10 protein-coding genes and 1 pseudogene are annotated in these 16,654 nt (G+C 55.8%); all 11 read right to left on the reverse strand.

The window, feature by feature from the left end; translation table 11 throughout:
- Positions 1–409 precede the first annotated feature (409 nt).
- Positions 410–3,802, reverse strand: coding sequence for an ImcF-related family protein (locus N5J69_RS03045; RefSeq protein WP_279767983.1), 3,393 nt, complete (start codon positions 3,800–3,802; stop codon positions 410–412).
- On the reverse strand, positions 3,795–5,000 hold the full coding sequence (locus tag N5J69_RS03050; protein WP_279767984.1) for a hypothetical protein: 1,206 nt from the start codon (positions 4,998–5,000) through the stop codon (positions 3,795–3,797). Before N5J69_RS03050 ends, N5J69_RS03045 begins: the two co-directional genes overlap by 8 nt.
- A 2-nt stretch (positions 5,001–5,002) precedes the next feature.
- Positions 5,003–5,266 (reverse strand): PAAR domain-containing protein, encoded by a 264-nt coding sequence (locus N5J69_RS03055; protein WP_279767985.1) that lies wholly within the window; start codon positions 5,264–5,266, stop codon positions 5,003–5,005.
- 435 nt (positions 5,267–5,701) lie between these two features.
- Positions 5,702–6,556 carry a hypothetical protein gene (locus N5J69_RS03060; RefSeq protein ID WP_279767986.1) on the reverse strand — a complete coding sequence of 285 codons (855 nt, stop codon included), beginning with the start codon at positions 6,554–6,556 and terminating at the stop codon, positions 5,702–5,704.
- Entirely contained in the window at positions 6,553–9,456 is a 2,904-nt protein-coding gene (locus N5J69_RS03065) for a hypothetical protein (RefSeq protein WP_279767988.1), read from the reverse strand. The genes N5J69_RS03060 and N5J69_RS03065 overlap by 4 nt, the downstream gene beginning before the upstream one ends.
- Positions 9,457–9,472: 16 nt before the next feature.
- The gene (gene vgrG / locus N5J69_RS03070) at positions 9,473–11,827 is read right to left on the reverse strand and encodes a type VI secretion system Vgr family protein (RefSeq protein ID WP_279767990.1); all 2,355 of its coding nucleotides are present in this window, start codon (positions 11,825–11,827) and stop codon (positions 9,473–9,475) included.
- A complete protein-coding gene (locus N5J69_RS03075) occupies positions 11,820–12,530 on the reverse strand; it encodes a hypothetical protein (RefSeq protein WP_279767991.1) in 711 nt (236 codons plus the stop codon). The genes vgrG and N5J69_RS03075 overlap by 8 nt, the downstream gene beginning before the upstream one ends.
- A 174-nt stretch (positions 12,531–12,704) precedes the next feature.
- A pseudogene (locus N5J69_RS03080) lies at positions 12,705–12,949 on the reverse strand (hypothetical protein).
- A gap of 3 nt (positions 12,950–12,952) precedes the next feature.
- Entirely contained in the window at positions 12,953–14,620 is a 1,668-nt protein-coding gene (locus N5J69_RS03085) for an OmpA family protein (RefSeq protein WP_279767993.1), read from the reverse strand.
- Positions 14,620–15,303, reverse strand: coding sequence for a type VI secretion system protein TssL, short form (tssL, locus tag N5J69_RS03090; RefSeq protein ID WP_279767994.1), 684 nt, complete (start codon positions 15,301–15,303; stop codon positions 14,620–14,622). The genes N5J69_RS03085 and tssL overlap by 1 nt, the downstream gene beginning before the upstream one ends.
- Positions 15,300–16,649 (reverse strand): type VI secretion system baseplate subunit TssK, encoded by a 1,350-nt coding sequence (gene tssK, locus N5J69_RS03095; protein ID WP_279767995.1) that lies wholly within the window; start codon positions 16,647–16,649, stop codon positions 15,300–15,302. Before tssK ends, tssL begins: the two co-directional genes overlap by 4 nt.
- Positions 16,650–16,654: the final 5 nt, after the last annotated feature.

Below are 16,654 nucleotides of genomic sequence, written 5' to 3' on the forward strand. Positions count from 1 at the left end.
GCCGCAGTTTTTCCGATTCAGGGCGTACCGATTTCACGGGCAGCATATTCAGGCTGCGCTATCAAACCTCAAGCCTCATTGTCGGTTCCCAATCCGTCGGGCTGAGGCGCAGTGCGCTGAACAAAAGTTCATCAAAGCGCAGCAGCGTTTAGCGGTCTGACGCGCGACCAGCGGCAGATACACCGGTTGATGCGTGCGCCGCGCCATGCAAGGAGCGGATACACATCCCTCTTCCGGCGACGTGTGACGCAGCAGCTACTCCGTGAGCCAGCCGGTATATCCGGTGCAGGTCATTATTGTCAGAGCTTGTCTGCAGTGGCTTCGCGCCAGTGAACGGCGTGGCTGAACAGGCCTGGCGTCCAGCTTTCGAAAGGGCTGGCAAACGCGAGAGTCGAATGCAGTGCACGCGTCATTCACTCACCTCATCATCCAGCGCCAGCGCAGTGGCATCCACATCGAAGATATTTTCCGGCAACGTGAAAGCGCGCAGCCGGAGCAGCGTCAGTGGCCCTTCGCCCAGTTCGCTGCGCAGGATAAATTGCAGTGTTTTGCCGTCATCCGTCGACCAGACCAGTTGCGTGCGGCTGCTGTCCAGCGCCGTGGTCCGCGCTTTTTCCAACAGGCGAATAAAGCCCCAGTTACCCTGGTAATTGCCATACAGTTGCATACCGCCGCTGGTGGTGCTCTGCCAGGTGAGATTCGCGCCGGGATAATAGGTTTCACCCGGCCAGATGAAGCTCTGCCAGCCTTCCATCTGGTTGAAGAAATCCAGATTCTGGCCGTCAAGCGTGAACTGAACGCGTGCCACATCCTTTGACGGACGCGCCATCAGCTCGAAGCGTAAACTGGCATCGCCTTTGGCAAAAACCACATCGGTCAGCGAACCCAGCCGGTTAATGGCATAGAGAAACGCCGGACTGACCCGCATACCCTGGCTGGCAGACGGATCGACCACCCAGCGGTTCCCTTCCTGATGCAGGATCCCGCCCAGATTGGTCTTCAGGAACGTGGTGATACGCCCGCTGTCGCCACGCACAAACTGCGCCAGCAGCGGCAGTGATGCATCGCTGCCGGTGGCTTTGAACGGATAGCGTCCGGCAAAGGCCGCATTCCACTGGCTGACGATGGTGTTCTGCCAGCGGGTGTTCAGGCTGTCTGCCGCAGGCGACAACACCTGCCGCCAGGCCAGATCGAGCGGCTGCACTAGCAGCGCCTGCCCGAAACCACTCCACTCCTGGCCGAGGCTGGCAGCCACCAGACTGCTGTAGTCGCGGGTCTCGGTGATATCAATGGACCGTCCCTGGAACACGGTCTGTGCCAGCATCTGCGCCATCGCCTGCGGATCTGGTGCACTGGTCACCTGCTGAAGCTTGAGGCGTACCTGAGTGACGCGCGCCAGCCAGGACTGGAAGCTGAGGTTGCCATTGCTGCCGGTACCGTCCTTGCCGTCCATCAGGCTGGTAAGCGGACCGAACACTGCATCGAGCGGTCCGGTTGGCCCCTTTGCTTGCGAGATCATCTGTCGTGGCTTCTTCTCACGCGTGAGCAGTTGCTTCGCCGAGTCCACCAGCGTATCGGCCAGCGCGTCGGATTTCTGTCCGGTTTTGCCCTGCCAGGCCAGCGTATTCATCAGCGCCACCAGCGGCGACTGCCGCACATCGGCCAGTTGGTTTAGTTGCCCGATGGCTTCCGACAGCGAACTCGCTTCCACCCACTGGATGCTGTTGATCATATTCAGCCAGACATTGCCAAAATCAGTGAAGTAGCGTTCTGTAAGGCGTGCCTTCAGAGCTTCTGGCGCTATCTCCCTGCCGGGCTGGCGCGATTTATCCGTTAACACCCAGTCAATTTCATCACGGCGGGCACTCACCACCTCGTCAATCGCCTGTTCAACCTGTTCTTCCCAAGCCTGGCGGGTGAACATGCCAGGCACCACTTCCTCGGTACGGAATAGCGGCGTCGCATCGGTATCGCCTACCATATCCGTCAGCGCCAGATCCGGCCAGTTACGCCCCACCTTTTTCAGCATCTCCTGATACAGGCCGGATTCCGCGTTACGCTGACCAATCTGTTTCAGCAGGATCTGGCGCACGGTGCCAATCAGCTCTCTGTCTGGTTTGATTTTCCATTCAGGATGCAGGGGCAGGTTCTGCGCCTGGAATCCCAGCAGCTTCGGTGCCAGCGACTGCCAGCTACCAGCGGAAACGTCCTGACGTGCTGGCCACAGCGTCAGCGTATGCTGTGCCAGCCAGGCGGCATCAACGTTCGCCGGACGTGCCAGCATCAGATAGGCCTTCAGCCAGTCATACGCCTGACGTGTGGCGTCGAGGCGGGCGCTGCTGGCAGGCGGCAGGCTGACAAACTTCTCCAGTTGCGTGTGCAGGTACTGTGCTGCGGAATCACGCATCAGCGGATTGTTGATGCCGGCATACAGCGGCCAGAGTGACGCCAGCGTGGCGGCATCCTGATTCAGGCCGAAGCGAGTATACCAGGGGGCACCGGTCGCCTGACGGTGCTGTAACCGGGCGATGGCCTGTTGCAGCAGGAGCTGGTTCTGCAGACGCTGTGTGAGCGGCACGCGAGTATCAGCGGCGATACGCGCCGTTTCATGTGCCTGATAAATCTGTGTGCGGTTAGCCACCAGCGACAGCAGTGTGCCCGCGCACCACAGCGCCAGCACCGCAGCCAGAGTGATGCGAGCCAGACGCAGCCAGTCCGTAGTCAATTTGCGTGGACGCGCTGCCTGACAGCACTCTGCCAGCGTGTTCCAGACCGGCTCTCCCGGCAGCACGTGCGCATCGTGCTCACCGGCGGCACGCGGCGGGCTGAAGAAGAGACCGGGAATACGGCAGGCGGCGGGCGCATCCGTCAGCGACTGGAACATGCCGATCAGACGATCTCCCATCGCCCCCTCAAGCCGCGCGGCCAGCGCCAGATGCCAGTCATTACGGACATCAGCAAGCAATCGGGCAGTCCCCACCTCGCGCAGACGGGGTTGTAGTTCATGCAGCAGCAAAGCCAGATCGTTACGTCCGGCCTGTGCACCTGCCGTCAGCGCAATCGGTGCGCTGTCGTTATCCTGCGCCCAGGCGGTTGGCTGAATGCTCCAAATCCACACCGGCAGTTTCCAGCCCAGCAGGCTATCCGTTTTCTGGCGCGCGCGCGCGATGGCATCACTGGTGGCCTTAGCGGGCAGCGAACCGGTATTCACCACCATCAGCAACCCGTCAGCCGGACAGCGCGGACGCAATTGTTTCAGCCCATTCAGCAGTGGCTCATCCGGATGCGCCTGCGGCTCACCTGCGTATACCAGCACAAATCCTTCGCCTTCCAGCCAGCTATCACGGGTTAAACCGGGAAAGGCATCATCGGTATCGGCAACACTGCCCTGCACCAGAAGGATGCGCACCTGCCGCTGCCAGCGGCGACTATAGCGAAATCGCAGTAACTCCCTGACCTGCTCTGCGCTAAAACGCTTTTTCCCTGCACTCACCGGCGTATCCACGGTCTCTTGAACGGCTGGCTGCTGTGCGGCCTTCTGTTTATTTTTTCCCCATCCGGCTAGCAGCCCCTGACTACCGGCGCGGCGCGTCAGCGACTCCACCAGCCAGCCGATAAGCAGAACAACCGCGATCAGCCCAACCGCAACGGTGACGATACGAATGCCATCCAGCGGTGGAATGCCGACTGCAGTCTCAATGGCCTGCGGCCAGGCCCACAGCAGAAAGGCACAGATAATTATAAGTAGAACAAAAATGGCCGTGGCAGCGCCAATCAGCGAGCGGGATTTTTCGTCAGACATTCCCTGTTGATCCTTTCTCTTCTTTTATACGTTTAACCACAGCAACCCAGATGGCATCCTCATCTGGTGACTGGCTGGCAATGGCAAGTGACTCACCAGAGGACAGCGATGACTGCGCCAGCGCGATAACAGCCCACGGTGCGGCCACACCGGCATAACCGGCTGCGTGATCAGGGGTGATCAGCGCGTCAGTGAGACTAAAAGTTGCACCACAGGATTCCAGCGCTGTGTTCCATGCGGCGCCCTGCGTAATGGCCTGACCGGTCATCCATGCGCCATTCAGTTGCTCTGCGCTGACATCCGCCCAAAGCAGTGCGCGCTTCAGAGTGCCATTGAGGTTATCTGTACTGCCCTGCTCGGGGCGGTGCAGCATGACGGCGTCGGGATAATGGTCAGAAGGACGGTTTGCCAGCACCTGCGCAGTAATGGCATCCGCCCCTCCTTCCTTGCGATTTTCCGGCAGGTGAATGGCGATGCTTACCAGCACTGACGGCGACTCTGTGGCTCTGTCCAGCCAGTGGTCCATTCCCGCCATGCCCGTTAGACTGATACGGCTGAACACTCTGCCGCTTTGCGTTTCAAGCTGACGCACGATTGCCATGGAGGTTTCTGGCTGTGCGGGCAGGTTGCTATCGATCTGCAACCAGCAGGAGAGGTCTTCACGCAGTGGTGCCAAAGTATCGGTAATCCCGGAGGTGATGAGTTCTATAACATCGTTTTGCTGCGAGATATTCATCGCGTCAGCATAAGGCAGCGCGGCGTAATAAACCGGCGCAGCGTGCCCCGGCTGGCGCAGTGCTTCTATCACTGGAACCGCCCGGCTGATGGTGTCTCTGATGGATTCAGCATCCTGCCCGGCACACATTTCAATGCGGCTGCCCAGTATCCAGGCTGGCTGCTGACCGCGCCGGGTTTCGCGTTCCAGGAGCGACTTTCTCTCGCGATTCCAGGATTCTGCTCCAACCTGCTCAGTTTTATAAGCAAATCGGCGCAGGCAGAAGAGCAATCCCCAGAAACAGAGAGGCAGGCCGGTAAGCGTTAACCAGAAAACAATACCTTCGCGCGGTCCCTGCCAGAACCAGACTCCGGCGATGATAACAGTGACCAGAATCACCACTAGTAGTATCAGCCATCGGTGCAGGGCTGGACGAATAACCTTCGGCGCCTCATCCGGAATGGCATCCAGCCAGACAGGCATGATTACCCCACTTTCGCTGGTGCGAATGAGCTGATCAGCGAACAACCGCAGCCGCATTTATGACCGTGGAATGCCACCGGTACACCGTGATCAAGAAATTCAGGGTTACCTTCAATGATTGTGGTCGTTCCATGACCGGGCTGCGGACACGAGACTTTATCCCCTTTGCGCGCGACGCCAATACCGCCGACGATCATGGTGTCTGAGCAGGTTTGTACTGCACCACCATGGGTAGTTTTGTCGCCTTTACGGATAAACTGAAACATCACATATTCCTTGTGGTTTTTTTATTTAGTAAAAAAAGTTATTAAATGAATTGAGTTATTTCCAAACGCAGTCGGAGCTCTCAGAATTACAGGCATCAAGGTCTTCGTTGAATTTGGTATTCACACCCCCGATTGCTATATAATCAAACTGATAGGTTCCGTTTACTTTTCCATTAACAACCTCAAGCCATAATGAATTACACGCCTGCGGGCGTTCATCATCATTATCCTCACACTCAATTTTCTCAGATATCAACGTAATAAGGGCGCTGGACTTTTTGTATAACACGTAGCCTGGTTGCGCGTCGATTGTAGAGACCTGGACGAATTTAACGTGAGCCGAACCCGACTTAAAGCATTTAACTGTAATTTTATCGCTGGCAACGAAAGTAAACACAACCAAACAAAACAATGCAGAACAGCGCACTAACATATTTATTTATCTATAAATTCAGCGAGTATCCATGCAACAAGAGGCGTGCCTTTCACATTGATGTAACCAACATTAATCCACTGACGGTCTTTTGAGAATTGTAGTATTTTTACTTTATCCCCAGCGACAAGATATGAGGCTGTTTTACCGCCATCGTTTGGAGATGAGTAAAGGAACGATTTTTGTATAATCATTTTCTCTTCGGTTACCCCTTTCAAATATTCCAAGACACCTTCATTGACAATCAACTTTGATGCTTTATTTACTTGAGATAATCTTGAGTAGATATTAATGTTATTGATTCCCGGCGAATCGCAGCGCATATATCGCCTTACTGTAAGTTCGCTAAGTGAAGATAGAGAATCCTTAACATCATCTATTTTTGGTCTAAACGATAGAAAATCAAATTTATCTGTACCCTGAGAGTTTTCAAGAACATCTTCGTTTTCATTCCATTCATAGCCACATGCTTCTCCATCCCAGTCACTGACATAACATCCATTTTTCATATCTACAACACTGCAAAAGGCTTTATCAACGTATTCTTTTTCGCCTGCCTCATTTTGCAGATAGCCACCAGAAACACTATTAACAACTAAATATCGGCCTGACGGTGATACCTTAGATGAACCATCTTCGGTAAAATATCGATCTTTTATGCCCAAATCAACATCACCCTTCTTTCCTTTAAAGGTCAGCACCCCCCACGAGTATGAATCATAATTCTCTCCAGTTTTTTTATCTGAGAAAGTCACACTAGTTCCAAGTGGAGATAATATCGTCACATCAGAAAATGAATAAAACGGCACGCAACTCATCATGAAAAAAACGAAATTTAAAAACACTTTACATTTCATAGCTTACCCTTTAATGAGTTGAATCTGCCAACGGAATCAGTCATTTTTCTTGTTAGCTTATATTCATTGAGAAGATCACTTTCATTTTTAGTAAAATCACTTCCCCAAAGCGTTGGATCGCTGTTTACACTTGAGTTATTTTCATAAAACTTATCAATGGCTTTTTTAAAATCCCTTACCACATTAGCTGGTCTATTCACTGAGTGGTCTAATACAACAGCCCTTCCGAATTTACTTTTCACGAAATCTCGAATTTTAAAACTAGATTTCACAACTTTATTTTCAGCACTATGAAGTCTATCAATAAAATCTAAGACTTGAATGTCTTGATATTCAGGCAACAAAATCACTTTCAGTAAGGACGCAAGAGGCTTGTTGTGAACAACCATGCCATACTTCTCCTGAGTACATCCATTTCGGATCAAACCCTTGAGGGCGGCCCCTGTGATTTTATCGCTATTGGTCAACAGTGAATCACTATAATAAAGAACTGCTGATGAGCCTTCTCCCTCAACTGTCCAGCCACAGCTCACTGCATAGTTACAATACAATTCCGGATGAAGGTTTTTGAATTTTGCAAATTGTGCGGATAACTCCCCCTTACCTCTCAAGTCAATCGCTGGGTCAGCGTTTGGCTTAAAAGTGTCTTTAACTGTTTTTTGCATTGCGCCCGCAGTAATTACCTCACTATCGTAAGATTGTAGTGCATCCATATTCCCTTCATTTTCTGACATTGCTATAAGTATTTCTTTCTCATCCGAGGTTAATTTACCCTGAGAAATAAGAACATCCCACCGAGAATAATCTTTTAGACTTATACTCCCTTTATAAATAGGTCCATAAACACTGCCATATCTGGTAACTTTAAATTTATCGGCATATAAGACTTCACAATCACACACTTGATGTTCAAGCGCTGATAAAAACACCACAGGATGCATATGCCATACCGCTGGCTCCATGCCAGGCACTTTCTTCATCCAGCTCATCTGCTCAATAAACGTTTCGAGATAGGTTTTCCACTTCGCGTTAGCACCCGTCAGCGTATCCAGATACGTTTTCCACAATGGATCGTCTTTGCCGAAATACCACTCGCTTGGATGCCTTGCGATAATACGCTGCAGCCGATCCCGATAGGACACAATATTTAGGGCCTGCAAATACTCCTCAATTGAATAGCGGCCGTCGTTGTTGCTATCGATCTTCGCCAGCAGGCGCTGATAGTTATGCTGGTTCAGCGCATAACCGGGACGATTATCCGCTTCCGCAGCCGTTTTAAGCTGCGACAGGATGTCTTTTACGATGTTATCCGGTTGCAACTTACCGTCTATAAGGTCAAAGCTAGCTGATGACTTGTCAAGCGTGACAAACCCCCTGTCCGCCAGCGCATATTGGGAAATAAGTTGTGCGTCGGATGCCGCTATCCAGCCCCCCTCCTGGCGTATCTGGTAGTACTTTGATTGATCACCCTCTTTCACCACCGACACCTTTGACAGCGTGACGATACCCTGGCTTCTGGTTTTACGCGATGTCGCAACCATCACCCCTTCGGCATTTTTCGCGTACAGCACTGCTTCGGGATTATGCATCAGGAACGCGGGTTTATCCTCGCCTACCTTGCCAGGATTAGTGATGAACTCAGCTACATCACTAATGCTCAGGCACTCAACATGCACCTGATAGCGAGCCACCTTTCCGCTCTCTGTGGGGAGTTCATAAAATCCCATATGCCCGATACTGTCGCCAGCACGAATGGCGATGGGTGTTGCAGGGAGCACCACGTCTCCGAATACAGGTTGCTCCCCTGAACTTGCAGCCGCTGTGACCGCTAAATACTCCTCATCCGATACAGCCCAGACGCGGTCTCCTGTCTTTAGGTTGCCAACCGCGGTATCCAGCGTAACCAGGCTGAAGGTGTTAACTGCGCCTGAAGGAATGGGCGGGCTGGTACCTGGTGTCATGATGGGCCTTATTACCTGCTGTACGCTGTTGCCCGACGGATAGCGCAGGGGGAACCCTGCGGCCAGCTTGCCCGCCGACGTACCGCTCTGAACGTCATCACTGCTCAGATAATATTTTACTACCTTACGGGTGGCTGCCTCCACCTGACCGTTGCCCTCTAAACCATAAGCCGGTGAGCACTGAGCCCACCACGACGGTTTCTCAACCGAGTTGGCGGTGCTCAGTGCCCCCCGGTCTGAAACAGTCCAGACTTTCGTACCGACTGCCAACACAATGCCATCTTCATTAGTCGTTTCAGCAACAAGGGTTCCCTCTGTAAATTGTCGATGATCCTTGTTCCGGCTGATAATATTGCCGCTTAGCGTGAGCACCGTTCCGGCTTTCAGCGTGCCGGCAATCTTTGATGCTGCCGTGTCTACCGCACTGGCATAATAGCGCTGTTTTTTCACCACTGTACGCGTCAGCTCACTGCCTGTTTGTGTATAGGCGCTCAGTGGTGCAAGGTTCATATAGAGCGTATAGAACGTCAGGCCGCTTTCAGCAGTGTCTCCCGGCTGGATGTAGTGCTTCACCAGCACAAAGGCATTAGACATATGCAACCTGCCGCCATTCCAGCTGATGGCCGCGCTGTCATAGTCCTTACACACCCGGTACGCCACAATCTCGCCGTCCGCCATGCAGCGGATAAACTGCTCGCCCTTATAAGGCTGATTGTTACAGAAGGCCTGCTCATCTTCTCTGTCGGTGCTCAGCGCACACCAGGGAGCGGTCTCATGGGTGATGTGAATGCCACCGTGCCACATGCCCTGACGCCCGACGAGGTACTGCCCGGAACTTTCACCACCGAGCTTCGCCAACAGTTCTTCTGCTGAACCGAAAACCTGTCCGGCCTTGTTCATTGGCACCGGAAAACTGAATTTAGATAAAACTGCAGACATTTAATAACCTTCCCTGTTATTCGCTTGCCCACTTAGGCACGTTGCGTGTGATGAGGCTGAACTCACTATGTTTGAAGTCGGGCGTCTCTACTGGCAAGTCAGCACCGCTGCCCGGAATGAGAAACTGCGCCACGTTCATGATCATCTTCCCTTCCGAGCCGTGCTCAATACCGGCACCGCTCAGCTTCAGATAAGAGCCACCGCCGTTCAGCGTCAGCGTCTTCGGCGTGCTGATGATGATGTCATCGTCCGTGCTGGTCACAGTGAGTTGCTGCGCCGCATTCAGGTTCAGGCTATTGTGCTGTGCCTGCATCACCACGTCGCCCTGATTGGCTATCAGCGACATCTGCTGCTTATGGGCAAACAGCCCCAGCGCCTGCTCAGCCGCCAGCGACAGGTTCTTTATCGCCCCCACGTTCAGGTTTTTACCGGCGTTAATAAAGGTGTGCCTGCCGCTGGTTAACTGCAGGTGTTCGCCCGATGTCAGGGCAACACCCTGCGGGGCGCTTGCCAGCAGCACCGCCGACTGCAACCCTTTCAGCCGCTCAGCTGCGAGGCTCAGCTGCGCGGAGATGTCGCAGGTCAGCGCCTGTGCCGCCTGTGCCGCGTTGTTCAGCGCCTGCATCTGCTCGTTAGCCGCGCTGATGTTGTTGAGTGCGGGTTGCATCGCCAGCACTTCACCCTGCGCTTTCGGCTGCTCGTCTGCCGTCAGGAACAGGCCGCTGCCCGCCCGTACCGCACCGCGCTCATCGGTCCTGAGCTCAAAACCACGTCCGCGTGGCTTACGCTGTGCATCCACAATATGACCGAGGCTAATCTGACTTTTGCCGTACTCCGTCGCCAGCTTGATGTGCTCCTGCTGGCGCAGGTCTTCCATCCTGAGCTTGTTATTGGCGGGTGTGCGCAGTACGTTGCGGCTGTGGTTATCACGGGTAACGTGGTCTGCATGTTCGGAGTCATGCTGCGCGTGGGCGATGTAGGGCCGATCTGGATCACCGCTATCGAAAGCCACGGAGACCTCAGTGCCTGCCAGCAGCGGCGCATGCCAGCCATAATCCGGGCCGGCATACGGTTTTGCCAGCCGCAACCACAGGTAGCTGTATCCGGCTTCGCGCGCGTTGCGGTCAAAATCCAGCCGCACGCGATAGCGCCCGGTGTTATCCAGCCAGGCGTAGAGGTCGCTGCTGTCGGTACTTTCAACGCGGGCAGGCAATGTGCCGCTGATTATCGGGCGATCAATCAGTGCCGGACGCCAGCACAGCTTATCGCTGTAGGGTACGCCATCGAAGTGCAGACTGAAGCTTTTACTGCGCGAACCTTTACTGCGCACGCGGGTGATGACAATCCCGTCGGCAAACCCTGCCGGAAACGCATCGCCACTCTCCAGCACCTGCCCTGGCGTCAGCTGCGCGCTGTTGCTTTTGCCGCAGGCCTGTTGCTGATCGCTGAGCAGGCGCTCATGCCGCAGCTGGGCAAAGAACGCCCCCGATTCCGCATCATCCGGCTCACCTTCAGACAGAAACGGTTCAGCGTAGTGATAGACCTCACCGGTGGTGATACCTTCGGGACCGGTGACGGACTGCGTGCTGTCCTGCGGCACCAGCGCTTCGCGGTAGTTGTAATCCCTTGTGGCAACCCGGGCGCTCACCACACTGTTGTGCGTTTCAATGCGCTCAATGCTCTCCAGACCGCTATTGGTCAGGCCCGAAGCCGGGTGCACGGGCAATCGCATACCCTGCTGATAATGTTGCTGAGAATCGAGAAAGATCACAACGTCCTGACCGAGGCGATTGTCCATCTCAAAGCGCCAGAAAATCCCGACCTCCGCGAGCAGGCGCTGCATAAACTGCAGATCAGTCTCGCGCCACTGCGTGATGAGCTCGCGCTGCGGATATTCACGCGTCAGCCGAAAGCCAAAGTCCGGCCCCTCAAACTGATGTGAGCGCAGCACCTGCTCCACCACTTCCGGCACCGACATATTGAGGTAGATCTCGCTGCGGCGGGTGTGACGCAGCAGCGCCAGACGCGGTACCAGCGTTAGCCGGTAGCGGGTTTCATCAGCAGAGGTGGACAGTCGACGAAACGAGTGCACCACGCCATATACCTGACGCACCGGCAGAGCAGGCGCGCCGGTAAAAACCGGCTGTTGGAAAGTAAAGGTGGCGGGCTTCAGCAACACCGCTTCAGTGGCAACTGTTGCACTGTCGCAGGTCACGGTGACGACATAGCGCCACGGCTCGCTGAGCGCTTCTTCGGCGTGGAAGTTAAGCACGTCCAGCGTGTGCGGGCAGTCGTGCACGCTGACCAGATAGCGGGAATGCCCCAGCGTCTGCGTCATTTTTTGCGCGGCGGAAACCAGTATTTCAGACACAGCTGACCTCCGTTGCAGGCGCGTTAAACTCCATCACCACGCCCTCTTCGTCATACCGGTCCAGTTGCAGAATCTGCGGATGCTGAGTGGTGGTAATATATTGCAGCGGTTGCTGACTCAGTACTGGCAAAATCTGCTGATTGAGCAGGCTGTCGGCGTCGCGCGCGTCGGTATCCGGCAGCAGGCAGGCGTCAGTCACCGTATCATAATGTGTAGCCGTGATTCCCATCTGTAGATCATAGTGGCGAAGCGGCCGCTGGCTCATCTTTTTAAGCTTCCTCTCCACGTTGATGTCCATGGCTTCTGGTGCCAGAGGAAGGTAACTCCCCGTCCGGATGCGTGCCAGCAGCGCGGGCTGGAAGTTGTCACGCAGTATCGGACCCAGGCACTCATGCATGTCGGATTCGATGGATTCCGGCACCTCCCCCAGTTGCTGCATCGTTGAGGCGTGCAGGCGCTGCGCGATGGCGCTTAGAGCCGCGTCCTGCAGCACCACGCGGGTACTGAGCTGGTTTTCCAGTGCCGGTAACTCTGCCTGCTCATCCTTCATTAACGAAGAGAGCGGTATGCCGATCCGGTCGGCGATGACGCTCGCCATAATGCTTACATCAACGTAAGCGGTGAGCAGCGGTTCGCCGGGTTGCAGCGCCTGCGCACAGCAGGGATTCAGGCGACGCAGAAGCGCTGCTGTCTGACTGTCCATAATAAATTTCTCCGGGTTAGAAGCATGCTACCGCCCATCGCCGTAATCCAAAGCGCATAAGGCCGGTTGAAAGGTGAAGATGACTCATAGTTTCACCCGAAGTGGATGAAGGCATAAGGCATCTTCCGCAAATGCTGACGCCGCGGGTGAACTTCCCCTGGGCATCAGTGCGAATCAGGCTGTTGCACTTTTATTCCACGAATCGGACTGCATAATATTGCCGTCTTTGCAGGGGTCAGGGCTGTAAGAGTCGATGTCTCTGGTGAACAGGAACGGCAAATGAATGCGGCGGCCGTGATATACTGGTTATATTTCTGCGCCACCACTTCGATGCTGCCCTCGCGATCCTTAACGTCCACGGAACCTTTGATGTCCGCACCGCCGCCGTCCTTCAACCCCAGGTATACCGTAATTACTATGTGTTACTCCGTTTCTGGATATTCGTCGCCATCATCCTGTGATGCCGGCAGGGTTGCGTCCGGCATCCGGCAGGCATCCGCCTGCGGCACCAGACTGATCTCGACGCGCCTGTTAGCCGCGCGGCCATCCGATGTGTCGTTACTCTCAAGTGGACGATCTGCACCGTAGCCCTGCACCGCAAAACAACTCTCCGGCACGTCGCCGGTGTCGCGCATCCAGTCGCGCACCGCCTGAGCACGCCGTAAAGAGAGCGCCTGGTTAAGTTGTGCATTCCCGGTACTGTCGGTATGGCCGCTGACAACAATCAGCCAGCCCGGACGGGCTTTAATGCCAACCAGCGAGTTCACCAGCATGCGGGTGGATCCGGCCTTCAGATCGGCCTTACCCGTGTCAAACAGCGACATGCTGTCAAGGCGCACAATCTTCGGCGCAGCAACAGGGAGCGGTTTCGCTGGCGGAACATAGCTATCAATCGCCTGCTGCAGCGCAAACCACAGCCGCGCCCCCGGATAGAGGCCCAGTCCGTAACTTGGCGGTTCGCCCTGACGGTGCCAGCGTTCAAGCAGCAGCGCATCCTGCTGCAAGCCTGTCAACGTTGCCGCCATGACATCATGGCTCTCCGCCGGAATGGCGTACCAGCGTTGCAGGGTCATTCCGGTGCGTTCAATCAGCGCGCGATTATTCATCACCGAGCAGGCAGTGGCCGCCAGAGCGCAGAAAAGCAGGACACCGGTGACGCGACGAGCCGTGCGTCCGCCCTGTACGGCAAATGTCAGGGGTGCCAGCACGGCAAGCAGCGGATCAGTAAACGGACGATCCGGCATGGTGTCCGGCATTGGGGTGACGTAGCGCATGATGGCGTGACGCGTTAGCCACTGGCTCCAGAGCGAATCCGTGTCTCCCGTCTCCGCACCCAGACGCAGGAAAAGCGCTACCGGATGCTGTCCGGGGCTGAGTCGATCCGGCTTTTGCAATTCATCGAGAATGATCTGGCGGATTAATGCCGATGCCTGGCGGAGCGCCGGAACGCAGCGGATATTGTCACCCTGCTGCTGCCAGTCATCGACGGATTGTTGGTTACCTTCGTCATCGGTCAGCGTCGTGACATCACCACTATTGAGTAACCACGGTGTAGAGGGACCGGAGAGCTGGCACTGCACCGCAAGCGGCAGCGGAAATCCGGTGACGCCAGTAAGGCTGCCGAGCAACTGTCGTAGCGCGCGGATGCTGGCCCTCAGCTCTCCTTCATCGCTAATCTGATCGGGCAGGCAGGTGTAAAGCACCGACAGACGCCCCGCCTGGCCAGGCGCATATCGCCAGATTTGTTCAACGCTCTCACGCAGCGATGTCAGCCTGTCGATTCTGTGCAGGCTGCCCGCCGCGCTTTTACGCACCCGTTGCTCACCAAACAACACATCCAGCCCGTTGCCCGTCACCAGCACAACCGGGCCGTCAGGCAGATCGGTTAACAATGTTTCGCTGGCTGCTGAGCTGGCGGTGAAACGCTGCCAGACGGAGCGCAACACCACAGAAACAACCACCAGCCCCGCCAACGTGACCAGCCACTTAAGCGGCAACGACAGTGGTAAGAAACTCCACAGCAGCCACAGCAGCGCGGAAACAGCAATCGCCGTTGGCAGCAGTACAGATAAGGTAAAGGAGCGGCGCATCAGGAGCGCAGCTCCGGCAGCTGAGCAGCCAGCAGTGACTGCAACCACAGATGGCCTCCCCACCACACCAGACCGGTCACGATCAGCGCCATTCCGGCCCAGACCCAGGCCGAACGGAACCAGCGGAAGTGGCGAAGCCGGGTTTTGCTAACCACCAGCGATAATTCCGCGTCCAGCGGAGAGACGCGCTCATTCAGTGCATCGAGCGCCTGCTGGCGCAGCGCGGGATTAGCCGCTCCTGTGCCATACATGCCCTGAAAGCCCAGCGACAGCACCCTCTGATAGCAGGTCAAAACTTCCTGACGTGGCGCTGGCTGGCGCAGGATTTCGGCCACGCGATCCCAGAGCGCTTCCCCCGCGCGCAGCGAGCCAAAGAAACGTGCCTGCAGCGGCACACTGCGCCACTCAACCTGCGCGCTCACTGTGCCATCACCGCTCTGCGCATCGCCAGGCGCACGGTTCAGCACGGTCTCGTCCAGCAGCGCACACTGGGCGTAACTGACGTGCGCAATGCTCTCGTCGTCAATCCCCGCCTCTTTCAGTGCAGCGCGAACGCTTTCCACCTGTGCCACGCAGTTGCGATACAGCTGCCTGCCATCCGTAATGCTGGTGGCATGTTTCAGCATTGACACCGTCAGCCAGGTGTCTGCCATCAGTTTGTCGATATTGATGTCGTTAGTCATGAGCGCATCACCGCGAAGAGTTCCAGTTCAAGGTTGCCCAGCAGTGACGGCACGTAGAACAGACATACGCCCTGATCCAGCATGGTGGCGGCAGCAGGACTGGACATATCCAACGCAAAGTACTGGTTCTCCATCCGGACCGGCAGTGCAGCAGGCACGCGGCTGACAGTGATCAGCGGAATACCGTTCAGTGCGCTGCTGGATATCGCATTCACATCGTCCGGCGCCCCCGCTTTGCATAACTCAGGAAAGCGTTCAGTAACCTGCCAGGCTGGCACGTCAGAGCGGACTGAAAGATAGAAGTCGGCGTCTTCCCGCAAACGCAGGTCGTGCAGCGAGGCTTTCCACGTCTGGCTGTCGGGCCGCGACATCTCCAGCGCTACCACACGAGACGGCAGGCTGGCTTCCAGCAACGAGGCAATCAGATCAAACAGCGGCGGGAAGGTTTGAGCGAGCGAGTCATGCCGATAGAGCGGAATCGCTTCAATATCGTGTTCAAGAGAAAAGGTCATGATGCTACCCGCAAGACGCGTCAGCTCGGCCCACACCTGCTCCGGGTGACGATCAGGCGTACGCTCATATTCGCTGAGCACACGGGCATGCGAGTTCAGTGCATTCAGCAACCAGAACAGCGATACATCAGCCACGGCAAAATCGGCCAGACGCTCGTTGCTTTCGCGGCGCATCGACATCAGTCGCTGACGGCGTGAACGCAACTGACGGTTCAACAGCACCAGTCGTTCCTGCAGCGCCGCGCTTGCAGACCAGCGCCCCAGCGGCGGGATGAAAGCAGCGTCAACACGCCATCCGCTCTGCCCGTCTTTTATCAGGCGACAGAGCGTGCAGGTTTCCCATGCTTCATTACTCTCATGAGCAAAGCGCAGCGCCAGGCTGAAGCGTGCCACCGCCATAGACTCCATCTCTGAAGCGAAGGCATCCTGCACGCTGACCCACTCTTCACGGAATCGCTGAGGTCGCTTGGTGATCTCACCTTCCGATTTGACGTTGTCACCACCAGGCTGCATGAGCGGAAGCGCCAGCATCACAATCACGCTGTCAGTATCGGCAGATACATCGTTGTTCAAATCGCGCGGCGCCGGTGCCAGATCCGCATGCTGCGTGTCAATAAGCGTGCCATCCGGCAGCCAGGCACGTAGTGCCTGAATGCGCACCCGGCCAGAAGAGAGCTGGGATTCATCCAGCTCCAGCGTTTCAATGCCCCACGGATGGGGCGAGGCGAGCGCCGCGAGGCCGGCATTAGTGAAGGCCTCCCAGGCTGATTGCTGCTGGAACTGCTGAGGAGACAGTAGCGCCCCCTCGTTCCATAACGGACGATATATTTTCATCCCTG

The sequence above is a fragment of the Pantoea sp. GD03673 genome (genome assembly GCF_029844725.1).
GTDB lineage: Bacteria > Pseudomonadota > Gammaproteobacteria > Enterobacterales > Enterobacteriaceae > Pantoea.

Coding starts and splice junctions, on each gene's coding strand:
- N5J69_RS03045 (WP_279767983.1), bottom strand. CDS start 3,802: ATGTCTGACGAAAAATCCCGCTCGCTGATTGGCGCTGCCACGGCCATT.
- N5J69_RS03050 (WP_279767984.1), bottom strand. CDS start 5,000: ATGCCTGTCTGGCTGGATGCCATTCCGGATGAGGCGCCGAAGGTTATT.
- N5J69_RS03055 (WP_279767985.1), bottom strand. CDS start 5,266: ATGTTTCAGTTTATCCGTAAAGGCGACAAAACTACCCATGGTGGTGCA.
- N5J69_RS03060 (WP_279767986.1), bottom strand. CDS start 6,556: ATGAAATGTAAAGTGTTTTTAAATTTCGTTTTTTTCATGATGAGTTGC.
- N5J69_RS03065 (WP_279767988.1), bottom strand. CDS start 9,456: ATGTCTGCAGTTTTATCTAAATTCAGTTTTCCGGTGCCAATGAACAAG.
- N5J69_RS03075 (WP_279767991.1), bottom strand. CDS start 12,530: ATGGACAGTCAGACAGCAGCGCTTCTGCGTCGCCTGAATCCCTGCTGT.
- N5J69_RS03085 (WP_279767993.1), bottom strand. CDS start 14,620: ATGCGCCGCTCCTTTACCTTATCTGTACTGCTGCCAACGGCGATTGCT.
- tssL (WP_279767994.1), bottom strand. CDS start 15,303: ATGACTAACGACATCAATATCGACAAACTGATGGCAGACACCTGGCTG.
- tssK (WP_279767995.1), bottom strand. CDS start 16,649: ATGAAAATATATCGTCCGTTATGGAACGAGGGGGCGCTACTGTCTCCT.